The sequence below is a fragment of the Pseudocolwellia agarivorans genome (assembly GCF_002000085.1).
Classification (GTDB): Bacteria; Pseudomonadota; Gammaproteobacteria; order Enterobacterales; family Alteromonadaceae; genus Pseudocolwellia; species Pseudocolwellia agarivorans.
Genome location: NZ_MUZU01000004.1, coordinates 123,008 through 142,137 on the forward strand (window position 1 = coordinate 123,008; position 19,130 = coordinate 142,137).

Consider the following 19,130-nt stretch of genomic DNA (forward strand, 5'->3'; position numbering starts at 1 on the left):
AATGTAAAAGGTTCAATTTATTTTTAAGTTTTAATTTTTTAAATAATATTATTAAAAGTATTTTTAAAAATAATATCTCCTTTTTGTTTTTCTTCTTCCCACTTTTTAGATTTCAATTCAGGCTCATCCAAAAATTCATTGACATAACCCACACATAAATAAGCAATAAGTTCACTATTTTGTGGAGCATTAACCGCTGCTTTTACTTTTTCAGGATCAACAATACTTACCCAACCAATACCTACATTAAGTGAACGAGCCATTAACCACATATTTTGAATCGCACAAACAACACTAAACCTTCCCATGTCGCTCATACTAGTTTGCCCTAATATAGCTTTTTCTGATGGTTGGTAAAAAACAGCAATATTAATAGGTGACTCAAGAATTCCTTCAAGTTTCAATTGGGCATAATCTTGCTGCTTTTTACCTGAAAAAAGTGCTTTTGCATGAGCGTTTTCTTCGGTAAAAGAGTTAAACACTTTTTGTTTTATGTTTTGGTCATCAATAACAATAAACTGCCAAGGTTGTGAATAGCCAACTGAAGGGGCATACAAAGCTGCTTCTAGTATTTGATCTATTACCTCGCTCGATACGCTTTTATCTGTAAAGCGATTACCACGAACATCTCGTCGATATTGCATGATCTCTTTTAAAATATGGGTATCTGCGGGATTAAATTCTTTGCTCATTATATTTGTCGTTTTAGTTTTTATAGGTAATTCTCTTTAAGAGTAAAGGAGAAAAATGGTGGAAGTTAGGGGAGAAAAATTTAATAACAACAATATCATACCTTGTAAAATATAACTTTGTTAGATGTTCCATTCAACTTAATGCTAAACTTTATTTCTAAAGAAAAGACATTATTAGGGTTGTACAATTGTCTATTAAACATATTTTTATTATTTTTACGCTATTCTCGTTAGTTTCTTGTTCTACATTACCGCCTAAGAATCCTGAAAACATATGCAGTATCTTTGAACAAAATACAGATTGGTACTTTGCTGCTAAAAAAGCTAAAGATAAATGGGGGGTGCCGATTCATGTACCTATGAGCATGATGTATCAAGAAAGCTCATTTAAACATGACGCTATTCCTCCTATGGATTATTTTCTGGGTTTTATTCCCATTGGTCGAGTCAGTTCTGCTTATGGTTATTCGCAAGCTAAAACAATGACGTGGAATGACTATATGCGAGAAACGGGCAATAATGGTGCTGATCGTGACGACTTTGATGATGCGATGGACTTTATGGGATGGTTTATTTATAAATCTCAAAAACTTAATAAAACCTCAAAGTGGGATGCTTACAACCAGTACCTTAATTACCATGAAGGTTGGGGTGGGTTTAAGCGAAAAAGCTACTACAAAAAAAAATGGTTAATGGCTGTTTCTCGTAAAGTAGAAAAACGCGCTAAACGCTATAGTGCGCAATTGAAAAAATGCGAAGCATCGTTTACTCAAGGTTGGTGGTCTCGTTTATTTTCAAGTTAATTTATTCCCTTCGTTATTCATGACTTTTGTCAAATAAAACATAAAATAATGCCAATATTTTTTAGTATTGGCATTTTTTTTATAACGCATATTACTTGCCAATCGCATCATTTTATTGATTAATTTTTTGTAAATTAGCGCCAAATAAATGACAAAAGTTATTGTTAAAAAAACTTCATAAAATTGCAAAAAATCGTTTGCAAAACCTGAAGTCATAAATCTACTGGGCTTGCTTTTGTTATCCACAGAAATTGTGGAAAATTATCAGACATAAAATTACTTGTGGATAAGTCTGTTATTAACTTGATCTAATATTGGTATTATCCACAAATAATGACTTTTTCTTTAAAAATAAATAACTTACTTGTCTGAGTTATATATCACAATATAAATACATTCTTCTTTATATAAGCCATATATTTTTGAATCATCAATGCAGAGGATTGCATAATATTCACCAACAATAGATATGTTTTCCAGTAAAGGAATAAAAAGACTTATATAAATTTATTGTGTAACTCTTTGAACTTGAAGTAATAAAAATTTTAACAATACAAATGTTAATTTTATGTTAATATATTGTCATTATTCTATAAATAAATATTGTGTGTTTATTTTTTTATCGACTATACTTGCCGCGATCGTAACCTAAACCTAATGGTTTAGAACGACGATTAAAAAATACTCTAAATATTAATTTAGTGTTCAATAGATTTAATTGCTTTGCCTATTAAATTGTTTACTAGGGATATATCCTAAATGAAAAATTATATTGTGTTTCTTACTGTTTGTTTAACTTTTGCTGGTTGTGCTAGTAAGCCCTCGCTAAAAGAAGATCAGGCAATACAAAAATATTTACCTGTGTCTACATTAAAAGCACAGTTAGCCAATGAGCTTGATAGTGAGCTAGATGTTTTATCTCCAAAGTCTTTTGCCAAAGCAAATGAACTATATAGCGAAGCAATGAAACTTGCTAAAGCAGATAATCCAAAAGCATTAGAAAAAGCGAAAGAAGGTTTAAAACAATTAGCCCAAGCTAAAAAAACTGAAATGTTAAACAGAGATGTACTTGAAGAAGTGTTATCTGTTCGTGCTAAAGCGATTAAAAGCAAGGCATCTGCTGCTAGCCCTGAAGCTTTTGCAAAAGCAGAAAAACAATTACTTAAATTAACTAAGTTAATTGAAAACGGCGATGTACAAGAAGCAAAAGAAGAGCGTACTGAAACTATGCGTGCATACGCAGCAATCGAACTAGCCTCTATTAAGGTGAATATTGTTGATGCGGCAAAAGTGGCAATTGAAAATGCTAAAAAGAAAGATATTGATGATTTAGCTCCACGCACTATGAAATTAGCCCAAGAAGATTACCAATTAGCATTAAATACCCTAGATGCTGATCGTAGAGATACCGAGAAAGCTAATGGTCATGCTCAACGAGCTATTTGGAATGTAGAGCGCGCTGTTGGTATTGCGGAAGTTATTACGCATTTTCGACAATCAGATTATGAAGAAGAAGACAAAGTACTTTGGTACCAAGAACAAGTTACACGTATTGTTGCTCCAATTGAGCAACAGGTTGCGTTTGATGGTTCTAACAAAGTTATGGTGAAAGGGCTTAATAGCAAAATACAGCGTCTTGTTTCAGAAAAAGACAATGTAACAGTAGCTATGACAGAAGCGCAAGAACGCAACATGCAAATAGCTAAAGAAAAAGAGCAGGCATTAGCAGCAGCACAAGAAAAAGCTGAAAATGAAAAACGTCGTAACGATGCAATTACCGCTAAATTTAAAGGTGTTCAATCGTTATTTAATCAACAAGAAGCTGATGTATATCGTCAAGGAGACAATGTACTTATTCGTGCACATGGTTTCTCGTTTAAATCGGGTAACAGTGAAATCGATGCATCTAACTTTGCTTTATTAAATAAAATTACTAAAGCCATTTCAGCGTTTCCTAACTCAAATATCGTTGTTTCAGGACATACAGATAACAGAGGTAGCGACGAAATCAACTTAAAATTATCGACTGAACGTGGTAATAAAGTGGCTAATTTCTTAAGTGAAGTGGGTCAAGTTGAAAGCGGTAGAGTTGAATCAACGGGTTACGGTAAATCTAAACCTGTAGCAAGCAACGACAGTGTAGAAGGTCGTGCGGCTAACCGAAGAGTTGAAATACTTATTGTAAATAACGAAGTAGAATAATATTACCCTTTAATTTCATTAATGAGACTGATTAGGTAATCGCTTATTTAAAAGCCGCTTAATGGATTATTCATTAAGCGGCTTTTTTGTATTTATTGTTAGGTAAAATTTTAAAGGAGACTCTAAGGGGAGCAGTTTTTTGAAATTTATATAGTATTGTACATATTCGAATAGTTAGCTACACGTCACATACCTTGTCTTATCTAAATTTAAATCTAAAATAATTTACTGTAAAGCTATCAGAAAGAGCAACAGTGCCTCATTTTTAGTCATAAATAACTGGCTGAATCTATTGGTTGAATGTCTTCGAAGTGGGAAAATCCCCATCGAATGTGCACTTCAATGGGGTATTAGTAAGTAAATTTTGAGAAAGGCATTACTCTTCTGTTTCTTCAATTTCCTGATAAAACTCAGGCAGTATGCGTACTGTTTTAATCATGTTGTCGCTTACATCAATAATCTCAACAGGGTAACCTGAAACTCTTACGCTTAAATTAGCTTCTGGAATATCTTCTAAATGCTCGATAATCAGGCCGTTAAGGGTTTTTGGACCATCAGATGCAAAATTCCAAGACATTTCTTTATTAATATCTCGAATGTTTGCACTACCATCAACGAGGTAACTGCCATCTGGTTGTAAGTTCACTTCTTCACTGGTGGCAGGTGTCATGGTTGTTGTAAAGTCGCCTACTATTTCTTCAAGAATATCTTCTAAAGTCACTAAACCTTGAATGTCGCCATACTCGTCTACAACTAAACCTAAGCGCTCTTTAGCATGCTGAAATTTTAGTAACTGTACGTTAAGTGTTGTGCCTTCAGGAATAAAGTAAAGCTCTTTAACGGCTCGCACTAAAGTGGCTTTAGTAAATTGTTTTTTCGAAAGCAATTTCAGAGCATCACGCATATGAATATAACCCACTACATCATCAATAGAGTCTCGATATAAAAGCACTCGAGTATGATTTGCTTGGGTTAATTGTTTCTGAATTATTTTCCAATCATCGTTAATATCAATACCTTGTAATTCACTGCGAGGGATCATGATATCTTCAACAGTAATTTTTTCTAATTCTAAAATACTTACCAGCATGCTTTGGTCGCGTTTGGGGAGTAATCCACCCGCTTCGTTTACTACTGTTTTTAGTTCTTCAGAGCTTAGAGTGTGTTGTTCTCTTTGTTCTGAACTAATGCCAATAACTTTTAAAATACCATTGGTTAGCCAGTTAACAGCCAATACAAATGGATACAATAACTTTAATAAAATATTGAGTAAGATTGAGCTTGGAAAGGCTATTTTTTCAGGATACAAAGCGGCTAAGGTCTTAGGTGTAACTTCTGCAAAAATTAATATGACAAAGGTTAATAGTAACCCCGCATAAAAAATACCAGCATCACCATATAAACGTTCAGCAATGATACCTGCAATTAATGAGGCAAAAATGTTTACTAAATTATTACCAATTAATATTAGCCCTATGAGTTTATCGGGTGTTGCTAATAATTTACTTACGCGTATAGCACCTTTGTGCTTTTGATTTTCTAGGTGACGTAAACGATATCTATTAATAGACATCATGCCGGTTTCAGAGCTTGAAAAGTAGGCTGAAACGAGTATCAAAACACCCAATATAACAAAGAGTGTTTCAGTTGATATGTTATCCAAAAAGTGGATCCTATGTATGTTAAAAAATACGAGTGTTGACGAGTTAGTTTGTCAGTACACCAACAGTTCGCAGTTGTTTGTGCCTTATTGTAATATAAACTCTTTCACAAATCTGCTACCAAAATAGGCTAATGTTAATAAAAATGTCGCTATAATGGTTAAAACGAGCACTTTGTGGCCTCTCCATCCTTGTTTGAAGTGACCCCACAAAATCACAGTATAAGTGATAAGGGCAAGAAAAGAGAATACCATTTTATGGCCATTTTGTGCCGAAAAGAAATGCTCTAAAAAAACAAAACCAACAAGTAAACTTAAAGTTAAGCACAATGTTCCCATGGCTAATAAGGTAAACAATTGACCTTCAACTTGCATGAGTGGTGGTAAATGATTCACTGCTTTTAAATTTTTCTGTTTTAATTTGTAATTAATATATGAGACTTGAAACGCGTACAAGGTGGCAATAACTAATACGCAATAGGCAATTAGCGACAAGCTTACATGGCTAATTACACTTATTTTATCTGAAATTATCGGGTTTTCATGACCTTCAGGAATTAAAAATAAAACCATTTGCCAAAAACCGGCAAAGCTATAAACAACAGGTAATAATAAATTCACTTTAAATTTTAGTGCTACAGCTGTAATACTAAGTGTAATAAGTAAACTTACTAAAGAGACCACATTGGGTAAGCTAAAATTAATCACTTCTGATGAGTAGATTAAATGGCTGCTACTGCTCATTGCATGAGTAATTATTCCTATGCAACCTAAAAATAGTATTAAAACAATGTTTGGGCCTTTAGGCGTAAATAAGGTGGTTATGGTGATGAACGCGGCCAGCAAATAGCTTACTGATGCCCCAATTGATAAGATGTCCGGTAAACTCACAAAGTGCTCCACACTGATATAAAACTTTAAGATAAATAAAGCATAAACATTCCTAGACGTTTGATTCTATCAGAATGATTTTGCTACGCCATAGTTAATGATTGAATAACTGTTTAAATTAAATTTTTGATGATTTGCCTCAAAATAAAGGGCACATATTTTAGCGTAAAAAATTTTATACTTTCGCTTATTTGTTCAACAGGTATAATACCAAGTAATTTGTGGTATCCGTAATATATAGAGTTCTTCATGTTTGAAAATCTTTCCGATCGATTAACCAAATCACTCAAAAATATCAGTGGCCGTGGCCGTTTAACTGACGACAATATAAAAGATACGTTGCGTGAAGTGCGTATGGCGCTTCTTGAGGCTGATGTAGCACTTCCTGTTATTAAAGAGTTTATCAATAAAGTTAAAGAACGCGCAGTAGGGCAAGACGTTTCTAAAAGCTTAACGCCAGGTCAAGTGTTTGTAAAAATAGTTCAATCTGAACTTGAACAAGCCATGGGTGAAGTTAATGAAGGGCTTGATTTAAAAGCTGTTCCTCCTGCTGTAGTTCTAATGGCTGGCTTACAAGGTGCGGGTAAAACGACCTCTGTTGCTAAGCTTGCTAAATTTTTAACAGAACGTGAAAAGAAAAAAGTATTAGTAGTAAGTGCTGATGTTTACCGACCTGCGGCAATAAAGCAGCTTGAAACGTTAGCGAAAGAAGTGAATGTTGAATTTTTCCCAAGTGATATTTCTCAAAAGCCTATCGATATTGGTAATGCTGCAATAGCCCATGCCAAGTTAAACTTCTTTGATGTAGTGATTGTTGATACCGCAGGTCGTTTGCATGTTGATGAAAGCATGATGACTGAAATTCAAGAACTTCACGCAGCTATTAACCCAGTAGAAACGCTTTTTACTGTTGATGCAATGACAGGTCAAGATGCGGCGAATACAGCTAAAGCCTTTGGTGATGCATTACCATTAACGGGTGTTATTTTAACGAAAACCGATGGTGATGCTCGCGGTGGTGCGGCGTTATCTATTCGTCATATTACCGGTAAACCGATTAAATTTATGGGGGTTGGTGAAAAAACTGACGCTTTAGAGCCTTTCCATCCTGATCGTATTGCTTCTCGTATTTTAGGTATGGGTGATGTTTTATCTCTTATTGAAGAAGTAGAGCAAAAAGTTGATAGAAAACAGGCCGAACGTTTAGCTAAAAAAGTTAAGTCAGGTAAAGGCTTTGATTTAGAAGATTTTCGTGATCAGCTTAAGCAAATGCAAAACATGGGGGGCATGATGGGCTTAATGGATAAATTACCGGGTATGGGTAATATGTCTGAGCAAATCAAAGGCCAAATGGATGACAAAGTAACGATCCGTATGGAAGCTATGATCAACTCTATGACGCCGGGCGAACGTCAACGTCCTGAAATTATTAAAGGCTCGCGTAAACGTCGTATAGCTTTAGGTTCAGGTACACAAATTCAAGACGTGAATAAGTTACTTAAACAATTTACCCAAATGCAAAAAATGATGAAGAAAATGTCTGGCAAAGGTGGCATGCAAAAAATGATGCGTAGTATGAAAGGTATGATGCCTCCAGGCGGTGGCGGCGGAATGGGTGGTATGTTCGGCGGTCGATAACCTTCTAATAATAGTGCGCTAAGTCTGAAAATCATGTTAAAAAGGTAGCGAAAGCTACCTTTTTTCGTTTAAGTATTGAGGATTCAAATTTATATTACGTCAAACACATAAATGCTCTTACTATAAAAAGGCTGTTCAGGCCTTAAAATACAGCTTGAAAAAGGTTTATAGCTAGCATTCGATATTGAATGATCAAACGCACGCTGTGGCTCTATACATAACCCATATTGAGCTTGATAAATCGTACCGTTTTTACCTTTCTGGTTGTTATCTAAGTTAGCGTTTAAGTAATTTCCCGTATACAAAATAATACTCGGTTGGTCGGTATAGAGTGTGAGTTTTCTTCCTGACATTGGTTCTACTATTTTTGCGGCGTAATCCTTTAAGGTTTGAATTGCGTTAGTAGCATTAACCAACCAATAATTATCGTAACCTTTCGCTATTTTTATTTGCTCGTTTGATGCGTCTATAACTGTTGATAAAGAGGCGAGTGCAGTAAAGTCGTGTGGCGTATTTTTTACCTTTAATTTTTCACCTGTTGGATAGGCTTGATTATTCATTGGCAGAAAATAATCTGCATTTAACTGTACTTGATGGTTTAAAATACTGCCTTGATCGTGTCCTGCTAAATTAAAATAACTGTGCTGAGTTAAATTAATAATCGTGGTTTTATTGGTGTGTGCAAAATATTCAACCGCTAATTCGTTGTTATTATTTAGTGTGTATTTAACACAAAACTGAACTTCTCCGCTAAAGCCATTATGACCATCTGGTGAAGTGTGTTTGAGCGTCAGCGATACTTGTTCAGATAATATTTCGGTTTCAGCTTGCCATAGTTGTTTATTTAATGCTTGGTTTCCTCCATGTAATTGATTATTTTCATGATTTAATGAAAGTGTCATTATTTGTTCATCTAAAATAACAATACCTTCTTTTATTCTGCCTGCGTATCGGCCAACAATCGCGCCTAAATAATCCGAATCATTTTCATACCCTTCAATAGAATCATAGCCTAGTACTATGTCGGCAAGGTGACCTTTGTTATCAGGAGTCTTAATAGAAACAATGGCTCCACCGTAATTTGTAATACAAATTTTCATGTTTTTATTATTGGTTAAGGTGAATAAATGAGTTTCTTCACCTGAACTTAATAATCCGAATGATGATTTTGTAATAGCCAAAGTATTTAAATGTGTCGTTGTTTTTTTCATTTGCTCTTTCTATGTCTTTTTTCTGCAATAAAAGTGTTATATCAGTTTCATATTATCGTTGCTGATTTGTCACATTTCTCTCTTATCCTCTTTCTGTCTAAAAAGTTAACAAGCTTTTAACTATTTTATAATCTTTTGAAAAGGAATAAGCGATGAACTCATCTTGGGTTTCAGTATCAGCTTTATCATCAATGTTATTGTCTGCTGTTGCAACAGCTGATGTACTTCCAGCAGTACAAAAAGACAGTATGTGGTATAGCGAAGCAAAACAAACCGTAATGAATAAAACCAAACAAACTACACGCGATAAAGCTAAAAACGTTATTTTGTTTGTTGGCGATGGTATGGGCATATCTACATTAACTGCGGCTCGTATTCTTGACGGGCAAATGAAAGGAAACTCAGGCGAAGAAGGTTACTTAAGTTTTGAAACTTTTCCTTATTCAGCTCAAGTTAAAACGTATAACGTTGATGCACAAACACCTGATTCAGCAGGTACTATGACAGCGATGATCTCAGGTGTTAAAACCGATGTTGGTGTTATTGGTGTTGATGCAAATGTTGAACGTGGTAATTGTGACACAGCAAAAGGTAATGAGTTAATTACCGCGATTGAAGTCGCTGAGATAAAAGGATTATCTACCGGTGTTATTTCAACAGCACGTATCACTCATGCAACACCAGCCGCTACTTATGCTAAATCAGCAGACCGTAACTGGGAAGACGTTTCAGACATGCCAGAAGCTGCGGTTACTGCAGGTTGTGAAGATATAGCTTCTCAATTAGTTAACTTTGAGAAAAACCTAGAAATGCGTTTTCCAGGTGTAAATGTTGATGGTTTAGAAGTGGTTATGGGCGGTGGTCGTCGTCATTTCTTACCAAAAGATGCCGCATTTAACAGTGCTGATGCGTCTAGCGCAGTAGAAGGTGATCGTACCGATAGCCGCGATTTAACGGCAGAATGGCAAGCAACTTACCCTAATGGTAAATATGTTATCGACCAAGCCGGTTTTAATGCCATTGATGCAGCTACAACTGAACGTGTATTTGGCTTATTTAATGAATCACACATGCAATATGAAGCTGACCGTGCGAACGATATAGCAGGCGAGCCATCGTTAACAGAACTTACCTCTAAAGCGATTGATATTTTAGACAACAACGATAAAGGCTTTTTATTAGTGGTTGAGTCAGGTCGTATTGACCACGGTCATCATGCTGGTAGTGCCTATAACGCGTTAACCGATACTATTGAATTTGCCAAAGCGGTTCAAGCTGCTGTTGATTCAACCAACCCTGAAGAAACACTTATTCTTGTAACAGCCGATCATAGCCATGTATTTACCATTGCTGGTTATCCAAAACGTGGTAACCCAATTTTAGGTAAAGTAGTTTCAGTCGGTAGTACTGAACCTGCAATGGCAGCAGACGGTATGCCTTATACAACCTTAGGCTATACCAATGGTTTAGGTTTTAGAAATTTAGTTGATGAAACTGACGCAGATGCTGCTTATGCTGAAGAACATGCCGCAGGTCGTCATGACTTAACAACTGTTGATACAACAACATCGGGTTTCCATCAAGAAGCTTTAGTGCCATTAGGGTCAGAAACTCATGCGGGTGAAGATATTTCATTACACGCAATGGGACCTGGCGCACATTTAGCACAAGGCACTGTAGAGCAAAGTGTTGTATTTCACTTAATTAACCAATCACTTAACTTAATTCCTAATCAATAAGGCAAACACAATGAAATCTTTAAAATTAGTCTCATTATCTGTGCTTGTAGCATTAACAGGGTGTAACAGTGATGACGGTAAAAATGGTGCTAATGGCGCTAACGGTTTAAATAGCTTAGTTAAGCAAACTCAACTTGCTATTGGTAATGCAAACTGTGCAAATGGCGGCGTTCAAATAGATTCAGGTTTAGACAACAACAATAACAACCTATTAGATGAAACCGAAGTAGATTCTACACAATATGTATGTACTGCTGCGGTAACAGAAGCAACAGGTGAAGCGTTAATTAAAACAGTATCAAACCCTTGGTATACCGCTGGTGCAGCGCAAGTTAAAACAGCTAAAATGCAAAGTAAAAATATTGAAAACACCCGCGGTAAAGCGAAAAACGTGATCTTATTTGTTGGTGACGGTATGGGAATTTCTACTGTAACTGCTGCGCGTATTTTAGCAGGGCAACAAATGGGTAAAATGGGTGAAGAGCACGAGTTAAGCTTTGATAAATTCCCGTTTACTGGCTTTGCAAAAACATACAATGTTGACTCTCAAACACCTGATTCTGCCGGCACAATGACAGCAATGATTTCTGGTGTTAAAACTGATGTAGGTGTTATTGGTGTTTCTGAAGCGATTGAACGTGGTAAATGTAACACGGTTTCAGGTAACGAATTAGTTACCGCATTAGAACTCGCTGAAATAGCAGGTAAATCTACAGGTGTTATTTCTACTGCACGTATTACTCATGCAACTCCTGCAGCAACTTACGCTAAATCAGCTGATAGAAACTGGGAAGATGTTTCAGATATGCCTGCTGATGCAGTAACAGCAGGTTGTGAAGATATAGCCTCGCAACTTGTTAACTTTGAAGCAAATTTAGAAGCTAAATTTACTGGCCTTAATGTTGATGGTCTTGAAGTGGTATTAGGTGGTGGTCGTCGTCATTTCTTACCGAAAGATGCTGCATTTAACAGTACTGATGCAACAAGTGCTGTAGAAGGTGACCGAACTGATGGTCGTGATTTAACCGCTGAATGGAAAGCAACTTATCCAAGTGGTAACTATGTTATGGATAAGGCTGGTTTTGCGGCATTGAATGCAAACTCAACTGAACGCGTATTTGGTTTATTTAACGAATCGCATATGCAATATGAAGCTGACCGTAAAAATGATATTGCTGGCGAGCCCTCTTTATCTGAAATGACAAGCAAAGCGATTGATATTTTAGACAACAACGAAAAAGGCTTTTTCTTAACGGTTGAATCGGGTCGAATTGACCACGGTCATCATGCTGGCAGTGCTTACAACGCATTAACCGATACCATTGAATTTGCTAAAGCGATTGAAGAAGCGGTTAAAAATACTAACCCTGAAGAAACGCTTATTATTGTTACGGCTGATCACAGTCATGTATTTACTATTGCTGGCTACCCTAAACGTGGTAACCCAATATTAGGTAAAGTTGTGTCGGTCGGTCAAACAGAACCAACAAAAGCCGCAGATGGTATGCCTTATACTACAGTGGGTTACACCAATGGTTTAGGCTTTAGAAACTTAATGACTGAAACCGATGCCGATGCTGGTTATAGCTTACCGGCTGCAGCGGGTCGTCAAGATTTAACTACAGTTGATACTACGTCATCAGGCTATCATCAAGAAGCACTTGTACCTATGGGGTCAGAAACACATGCAGGTGAAGATGTAGGTGTTTATGCTATGGGACCAGGCGCGCATTTAGTGACGGGGACTAACGAACAAAGTGTAATTTTCCATGTAATGGATTACGCAGGTAACTTAGTTCAAAGCGCTGAAGCCGCGATGGAATAACATTCCTTTATTATTTTACAACGATTAAAAGGTTGGAGAATTACTCCAACCTTTTATTTTTATTTTAACAACCCAAACTTAATTTATGTGCTGAAAAGCGCTTTGTGAAAAACTATGTATACAAAAACTATTGTTAACGCGATAAAAAGCACAACAGTATTGGCTATGGTATCGTCGTTAAATGTAAGTGCAGCAACGTGTGATATAAACGCAAGTATTGTTCAAGCGCATTATACGATTGAAGCTGAGAATACCACTGAAGCAGGTAATACGCTTAAACTAAAAGATTCAGCAAACAATAAACACACACATCAAGTCAAAAAAACTGAACTGACCTTAATACGTAATAAAACTCAAGTTGCTTATGTTTATCCAGTATCCAATGTTACAGACGTTTGGCTAAAGTACCCTAACAATCAAGTGACGTTAAATCGTTATTTTGAAGAACAAAAACGAGTTATTGAATATCAACCAAATGAATTGAAACGAGCGGTTGATTGGCAAAAAAAATATCAACTGATCACACCTACACAAATTAAAGAATTGAATCTAATCACAAAAGTGGGTAACGGCTGTTATCAACAAGAAGAGTACCATTTAAAAAAAGATAATATCGTGATTAATTTAAGTTGGTTGCCTCAGTTAAATTTAGTAGAAAGGTTACAAATATCTCAACAAGGGCATACAAAAACTTGGCAGCTACATAATGTTGAATCATCAGAAGATGAAGTTAAACAGTTTTTTGCTAAACACTACCAATATCAAAGTACTGATTATGCTGATATTGGCGATAATGAGTCTGATCCATTTTTAGTTAAAATGATCAACTTAGGTTTTGTCGACCATTCGCCACAAGGTTTTTACAATAGCCAAGGGGATAATATTTCACCTGATCACCATCGTCATTAATTTTCAATGTATTCAATGAGAATACGCTTTTTATATCGCTAAAAATACAAGATTGAGCTACGATTATTAGACGAAAACTCCATCTGATTGTGGTTTTATGAGTATATAAGGAGCATTAATGAACATAAACCCTTGGCGTAGTACTTCTGTAAGGGCAGCATTAAATGGCTCATCTTTTATTGATCAAAAGCGGATGCATATTCATACCGAACAAGAAGCCCATGACTTTCTAGAAAGTTATGGGTTTGATCTTGAAGATGCTATGGATGTTCTTGAGTTAGAAAGTTTACGTAAAGAAGCGATTGAACTGATTCAAGAAGAGCTGTTATTAGAAAACGAAGTAATACCAGACGTATTGATACAAGAACAAGATATTAGGAAATACTTAATTAGCGCATCAGGACATGGAGAACGTGCATTAGCGCCTTGGAGTGCAGCCATATTACGGGTTATTCATACCTTGTCGCACAGTCATTCTTATCTCAACGATATTTATCATAACCCTATTAGAGAACAAATTTTCAATCGTTTTTCCCAGCATATTATTCGTAACGATAACGGCTGTTTTTTAGGGGACATTAAGCTTAACGAAATAGAGTTTCGGGAAGCTAAGTCACGTCGTTCAGTTGCTTTAAAGCTATTACATAAAGCTGAAAATGTTTCAGCAGACATTTTTGATTGGATAGGTATACGTTTTATAACTGAGCACCGCGCTGATGTTCTAGATGTGTTAGCTTATTTAAGAATGAATCATGTTATTACTTATGCGAACCTTAAACCGTCTCGCTCGCGCAATAATTTAATTGATTTAGAATGGATAGATAAGTGTTTAAAACGAGGTATGTCTACTGATGAAATACGCCATGAAATGGAATCTATCCATTTACCTCAAAAAAGCATTTCAACTAAACAAGCAGAAAAAAATCCCTTTAGTGGAGTAAGTTACCAATCTGTTCAAATAACGTGTCGTCATCGTATTAAAATACGGCAAGAAAACGGTTTTAATATGTCGTTCTTTTTTCCGTTTGAAATACAGTTAATGGATCGTAAAAGTTTTTTAGATACTCGAGAAGGTTTAGCATCTCATGGTGAATATAAAAAACGTCAAAAACAAGCGATTAGAGAACGCGTATTTCCTTTTTTTACTCATCATAAGTTATGAGTTTTTAGCTTTTTTATTGATTTAACCTTTTGAATTTTAAGTATAAATATTGTGTAAAAATAGCTTAACATGTCAGTCACAAAATGGTCATATAGTCATGAGATCCTTTAAGTAATTAAATTGAGGATCTTAATAAAATGTATAAAAAACTTGTCAGCATTGCCGTTTGCAGTGCTTTATTAACCGCATGTAATGATAGTAACGATAGCCCAGTAATTGAAATACCAGCTACACCACCTGCAGAAAAAGTTACTCTAACGGAAGGCTCTCTAACATTAACTAAATCGCTAGGCGATGTTGTTTTCACTAAAGGCGGCGTTTCATCTGCACCGTTGGCGTTAGATGTAGGCTTTGGTTCAGGTGCTTACCACCGTGCAGGTGACGACAGTAATGTTTTTTATACCATTACCGACCGTGGCCCAAATATTAAATGTTCAGATACTAACGCTGTGTTTGGCATTGAAGACTTTTGTATGCCTGGCGGCGATAAAGTTTTCCCACAACCTGACTTCACTCCCACTATTTACAAGATTAAATTAACTAAAGCAGAGAGTGGTGCTTATGGTTATGAAGTGTTAGAAGAATTGCCTCTTAAGAATACCCTTGGCGAAAATATTTCAGGTATTACTAACAACTTAACAGTAACTGATTCTGAAACGTCGATTGGTACTGACGGTGAGTTAATCGATTACGACAACGCAGGTTTAGATACTGAAGCGATTGTGCGTCTAAAAGACGGTACTTTTTGGTTAACTGATGAATATGGCCCTTCATTAGTGCATGTAGATGTAGACGGTACTATTTTAAAACGTGTTGTGCCTGAAACCGTAGCAACTGATTTAGATAATGCAGGTTATCCTGTTGAAGGTTTATTACCTGATGCCTTAAAGCATCGTAAACTTAACCGTGGTATTGAATCTATTGCATTATCTGAAGACGAAAAATCATTATATTTTATTATGCAAAGCCCGTTAGCCTTTCCAGATGCTAACGCTTATAAAACATCAAGCCATGTGCGTTTATTTAAGCTAGCCCTTACTGATGGCGATATTACCTCGGTTGAAGGCGAATATGTTTATAACATGGATCGAGCTTCTTCTTATGCTGGTCTCAATAACACCGGTGATCAAGGTAAAAAGCAAAGCGATGTTAAAATTTCAGAAATGGTCGCGGTAGGTAACGACGAATTAGTGATACTTGAGCGTATTAGTGGTGTCACTAAATTCTATCGTGTTAACTTAACTACAGGCGATAATATTTTAGGTGAAGCTATTGCTACAGGTACCGTGGTTAATAACGAATCGACAGAAGAAAAAACCTTAGAACAAGTGTACGACTTAGCTTCTCATAATGCGAAAGCGGTTAGTAAAGAATTAGTTTTTAATACCTTAACCGATATGCCTGCAGGTATGACGGCACCAACAAAAATTGAAGGTATCGCAGTATTAGATAATGAACATGTATTACTCATTAACGACAACGACTTTGGTATTTTTGGTGATGCAACACAGGCATTAGTATTAAATATTGCAGACAAATTTATGTCGGCAGGCGCTTCAATTAAAAAACCAGCAATGAACATGATCGCGCGTTATCAATCTAACATTTTGGGTGAAAGTGCTGCTGAAATTGTTGCCTTTCATTCAGAAAGTAAACGTGTTTATGTGATTAACGCTAAATCGAGCCAAGTCGATATTTTATCAGGTATTTCAAGCTCTGAAGCGTTAGCAGCACCTTTAACGGCGACTAACTTAACAAAAGACGCATCAATTGATGTAAGTGCGAATATTACAGAAGCTGGCGGTATAAATAGTGTTGCTGTTCACGGCAACTTATTAGCGGTTGCGGTAGAGCACGATAATAAACAAGCCAATGGCATGGTTGCTTTTTATCAGTTAGATGCAACAACAGGCGCGGCAACTTACTTAAGCCAAGTTGCCGTAGGTGCATTACCTGATAACGTTCAATTCTCGCCAGACGGCACTAAACTTGTTGTAGCATGTGAAGGTGAGCCAAGTGGCGATTACTTGTCAGATCCTGAAGGTTCAATCGCTATTATCAATATTGCTGACCAATCTCCAGCAGCATCAGCCACTATATTAGGTTTTACTGACTTTAATGCTGGCGGTAGCAGAGCCAATGAATTACCTGAGGGTGTACGTATTTTTGGTGGCGCTTTTGGTGGAACACCATCAACAGTTGCTCAAGATTTAGAACCTGAATACGTAGCTTTTGCAGACGATAGCTCGATGGCTTATGTTTCTTTACAAGAAAACAACGCAATCGCTTTGGTTGATTTAGCTACAAGTAAAATTAGCCGTATTATTGCTTTGGGTAATAAAGATTATAGCCAAGCAGAAAACGCTTTAGATGTATCAGACAAAGATAAAGACGCTGAAGTTTCAGGCACTAAACACCACAACGGCAAAGGCCGCATTAACATCACTACTTGGGACAATGTTGTTGGTACATATCAACCCGACACTATCGCAAGTTACGCGGTAAATGGTGTTAACTATATTGTTACGGCTAACGAAGGTGACGCACGTGAGTATATCTCGGGCGAACTCAACGATGATTTTGAAACTCAAGTTACTTGTGAAGCTGAAGGGTTAAATTGGGACACTAATCAAGAAGCATGTTTTGATGGTGATACACCCACTATGTGTGCAACAAAAGGTTTACTTAACCTAGAAAACGAAACGTGTTTTTCATATGTTGAAGAATTTAGAGTTGAAGACTTAACCATTAGTGGTTCTTACGGTGATTTTGTTGCGCCAATTCCAACCAGTGTTGCTGAAATAGCCGATAACTTTAGTGCTGAAATAACAGAAAAAATTACAGACGAAGCGCTAGGACGTTTAAAAATAACTACCGTAAACGCACTAAATAAAGTAACGGGTACAGTAACAAAACTACAAAGTTACGGCGCACGCTCATTCAGTATTTGGACAGAGTCGGGCGAATTAGTGTTTGATTCAGGTTCAGACATTGCCAAAATTACAGCAGGTAGAGTCGGTGAGTTCTTTAATGCTTCAAACGACAAAGAAGCAGACGATAAAAAGAATGATCGCTCTTCAGCTAAAGGCGCAGAACCCGAAGCACTTGCTGTAGGTGAAGTAAACGGTAGAACTTACGCATTTGTAGGCTTAGAACGCGTAGGTGGCATTATGATGTACGACATTACCAACCCTAACGGTGTGCAGTTTATCGAATATGTTATTAACCGTGACTTTACTAAAGATCCAACTGAGTCAACGGAGGCTGGCGATGTAGGCCCTGAAGGAATGAAGTTTGTTCCTGCAGATAAAAGCCCGACAGGTGAAGCATTATTGATAGTAGGTAATGAAGTGAGCGGTAGCACTAACGTATACGAAATAAAATAGCCTAAAAGCTATGTAAATTTTGTACTGCAAGTTAAATAAAAAGGCATAGCGCTAAAACGCTATGCCTTTTTTAATTGTGTTAATTGCAGATTACTTTATCGTTTTACTGTTTTTCTATAGTAAATGGCTTACCTTGCTTGGTGATGGTTTCACCTGTTTCTGTATCTGTTATTAATGCGGCCCAAGCATAATCACCCGCGCCAAAATCGCTTAACATACTGCTAATTGGAAGAGATTGCTGGCCTGGTTCTTTAAGTGCAAATTTTAATACAGCTTCTTCTTTCCAGCCTTTTTTGTTGAGTAACTTAAGCAGTAAAATTCTAGGTTGAGTTATGTCATATTTTATTGTTAATACTTGCTCTGTATCATCAATAATACTTTTAGGCCAGGTAATTTGCTTTACTTTATCTGCGGTACTAAATTGGGGGGGGGTAATGTATTTAGGTTTATCAACTACGGTTACATTAAAGTTAACGGGTTTGCCTATTTTTTCGTTCCAGCCTTTCCCACGAGGAGCAATGTAAGCGTTAAAGCGATATTTTCCGGGCTTTAGATCTACATCCATATTAAAGTGATAACTGCCTGATTTTTTAATACGTTTTTGAGTTGAGCCAACACGCTGCATTTTGTTGTTTAAGTCTTGTACTGCAACGAATAGTTCGCGTGTTTTTTCTATGTTTAACTTAATTCTAACTGTAGGCTTTTCTTCGGTACCTAAAATTTCTTGAACCGAAAACTCTAAAATTTCATCCTCATTTTCAGCATAACTATTAAATGACAATAAAACTAATCCAACCAATAGAGGGATTATTGATGTTATATATTTTGTGTTTAGCATAATGATCCTAAGTATGTGTTTAATGTAAATTTATTGTATTGGTATCATCAATGAAAACATTCGTCCTTTCGAATCATAATATATTCTCTATTTAATTAGAATTCTACTGTTGCTGAGAGGTAATCTTGAAAATGTCTGGAGGTAATTGTATTTTGAGGAAATAAATTTATAAGA

13 protein-coding genes are annotated in these 19,130 nt (G+C 36.3%); 8 read left to right on the forward strand and 5 right to left on the reverse strand.

Annotated elements, in window-relative coordinates; all coding sequences use genetic code 11:
• Positions 1–38 precede the first annotated feature (38 nt).
• Complete coding sequence (gene bluB / locus B0X80_RS07865; RefSeq protein WP_077339283.1) at positions 39–692, reverse strand: 5,6-dimethylbenzimidazole synthase; 654 nt, start codon at positions 690–692, stop codon at positions 39–41.
• Between the two features lie 194 nt (positions 693–886).
• Here bluB and B0X80_RS07870 point away from each other — a divergent pair, with 194 nt between their 5' ends.
• The gene (locus tag B0X80_RS07870) at positions 887–1,495 is read left to right on the forward strand and encodes a transglycosylase SLT domain-containing protein (protein ID WP_089024854.1); all 609 of its coding nucleotides are present in this window, start codon (positions 887–889) and stop codon (positions 1,493–1,495) included.
• Between the two features lie 759 nt (positions 1,496–2,254).
• Positions 2,255–3,697: an OmpA family protein gene (locus B0X80_RS07880; protein WP_077339285.1), complete on the forward strand. Its 1,443-nt coding sequence runs from the start codon at positions 2,255–2,257 to the stop codon at positions 3,695–3,697.
• Between the two features lie 376 nt (positions 3,698–4,073).
• Here the strand turns inward: B0X80_RS07880 and B0X80_RS07885 are convergent, their stop codons facing one another.
• Both B0X80_RS07885 and B0X80_RS07890 read right to left on the reverse strand, forming a co-directional pair.
• Complete coding sequence (locus tag B0X80_RS07885; RefSeq protein WP_077339286.1) at positions 4,074–5,360, reverse strand: HlyC/CorC family transporter; 1,287 nt, start codon at positions 5,358–5,360, stop codon at positions 4,074–4,076.
• 84 nt (positions 5,361–5,444) lie between these two features.
• Positions 5,445–6,248 (reverse strand): cytochrome C assembly family protein, encoded by an 804-nt coding sequence (locus B0X80_RS07890; RefSeq protein ID WP_077339287.1) that lies wholly within the window; start codon positions 6,246–6,248, stop codon positions 5,445–5,447.
• A gap of 249 nt (positions 6,249–6,497) precedes the next feature.
• On the opposite strand from B0X80_RS07890, the gene ffh reads away from it, so the two are divergent.
• Positions 6,498–7,886 carry a signal recognition particle protein gene (ffh, locus tag B0X80_RS07895; protein ID WP_077339288.1) on the forward strand — a complete coding sequence of 463 codons (1,389 nt, stop codon included), beginning with the start codon at positions 6,498–6,500 and terminating at the stop codon, positions 7,884–7,886.
• A gap of 89 nt (positions 7,887–7,975) precedes the next feature.
• Here ffh and B0X80_RS07900 read toward each other — a convergent pair whose 3' ends face one another.
• On the reverse strand, positions 7,976–9,097 hold the full coding sequence (locus B0X80_RS07900; RefSeq protein ID WP_077339289.1) for an aldose epimerase family protein: 1,122 nt from the start codon (positions 9,095–9,097) through the stop codon (positions 7,976–7,978).
• A 152-nt stretch (positions 9,098–9,249) separates the two neighbouring features.
• On the opposite strand from B0X80_RS07900, the gene B0X80_RS07905 reads away from it, so the two are divergent.
• From B0X80_RS07905 to B0X80_RS07925, 5 genes are all read left to right on the forward strand, one after another.
• On the forward strand, positions 9,250–10,836 hold the full coding sequence (locus B0X80_RS07905; protein WP_077339290.1) for an alkaline phosphatase: 1,587 nt from the start codon (positions 9,250–9,252) through the stop codon (positions 10,834–10,836).
• A gap of 10 nt (positions 10,837–10,846) precedes the next feature.
• Positions 10,847–12,661 carry an alkaline phosphatase family protein gene (locus B0X80_RS07910; RefSeq protein ID WP_077339291.1) on the forward strand — a complete coding sequence of 605 codons (1,815 nt, stop codon included), beginning with the start codon at positions 10,847–10,849 and terminating at the stop codon, positions 12,659–12,661.
• 114 nt (positions 12,662–12,775) lie between these two features.
• Positions 12,776–13,570 (forward strand): hypothetical protein, encoded by a 795-nt coding sequence (locus tag B0X80_RS07915; protein WP_077339293.1) that lies wholly within the window; start codon positions 12,776–12,778, stop codon positions 13,568–13,570.
• Positions 13,571–13,688: 118 nt separating this feature from the next.
• A complete protein-coding gene (locus tag B0X80_RS07920; protein ID WP_077339295.1) occupies positions 13,689–14,732 on the forward strand; it encodes a TIGR04552 family protein in 1,044 nt (347 codons plus the stop codon).
• A 137-nt stretch (positions 14,733–14,869) separates the two neighbouring features.
• Positions 14,870–18,118, forward strand: coding sequence for a choice-of-anchor I family protein (locus B0X80_RS07925; RefSeq protein WP_077339297.1), 3,249 nt, complete (start codon positions 14,870–14,872; stop codon positions 18,116–18,118).
• A 103-nt stretch (positions 18,119–18,221) separates the two neighbouring features.
• Here B0X80_RS07925 and B0X80_RS07930 read toward each other — a convergent pair whose 3' ends face one another.
• Positions 18,222–18,956 carry a hypothetical protein gene (locus B0X80_RS07930; protein WP_077339299.1) on the reverse strand — a complete coding sequence of 245 codons (735 nt, stop codon included), beginning with the start codon at positions 18,954–18,956 and terminating at the stop codon, positions 18,222–18,224.
• Positions 18,957–19,130 lie beyond the last annotated feature (174 nt).

What these genes read in the sequence shown, in the direction of transcription:
- B0X80_RS07910 (WP_077339291.1), top strand. Translation starts at nt 10,847, where the DNA reads ATGAAATCTTTAAAATTAGTCTCATTATCTGTGCTTGTAGCATTAACA.
- B0X80_RS07915 (WP_077339293.1), top strand. Translation starts at nt 12,776, where the DNA reads ATGTATACAAAAACTATTGTTAACGCGATAAAAAGCACAACAGTATTG.
- B0X80_RS07920 (WP_077339295.1), top strand. Translation starts at nt 13,689, where the DNA reads ATGAACATAAACCCTTGGCGTAGTACTTCTGTAAGGGCAGCATTAAAT.
- bluB (WP_077339283.1), bottom strand. Translation starts at nt 692, where the DNA reads ATGAGCAAAGAATTTAATCCCGCAGATACCCATATTTTAAAAGAGATC.
- B0X80_RS07925 (WP_077339297.1), top strand. Translation starts at nt 14,870, where the DNA reads ATGTATAAAAAACTTGTCAGCATTGCCGTTTGCAGTGCTTTATTAACC.
- B0X80_RS07900 (WP_077339289.1), bottom strand. Translation starts at nt 9,097, where the DNA reads ATGAAAAAAACAACGACACATTTAAATACTTTGGCTATTACAAAATCA.
- ffh (WP_077339288.1), top strand. Translation starts at nt 6,498, where the DNA reads ATGTTTGAAAATCTTTCCGATCGATTAACCAAATCACTCAAAAATATC.
- B0X80_RS07880 (WP_077339285.1), top strand. Translation starts at nt 2,255, where the DNA reads ATGAAAAATTATATTGTGTTTCTTACTGTTTGTTTAACTTTTGCTGGT.
- B0X80_RS07930 (WP_077339299.1), bottom strand. Translation starts at nt 18,956, where the DNA reads ATGCTAAACACAAAATATATAACATCAATAATCCCTCTATTGGTTGGA.
- B0X80_RS07905 (WP_077339290.1), top strand. Translation starts at nt 9,250, where the DNA reads ATGAACTCATCTTGGGTTTCAGTATCAGCTTTATCATCAATGTTATTG.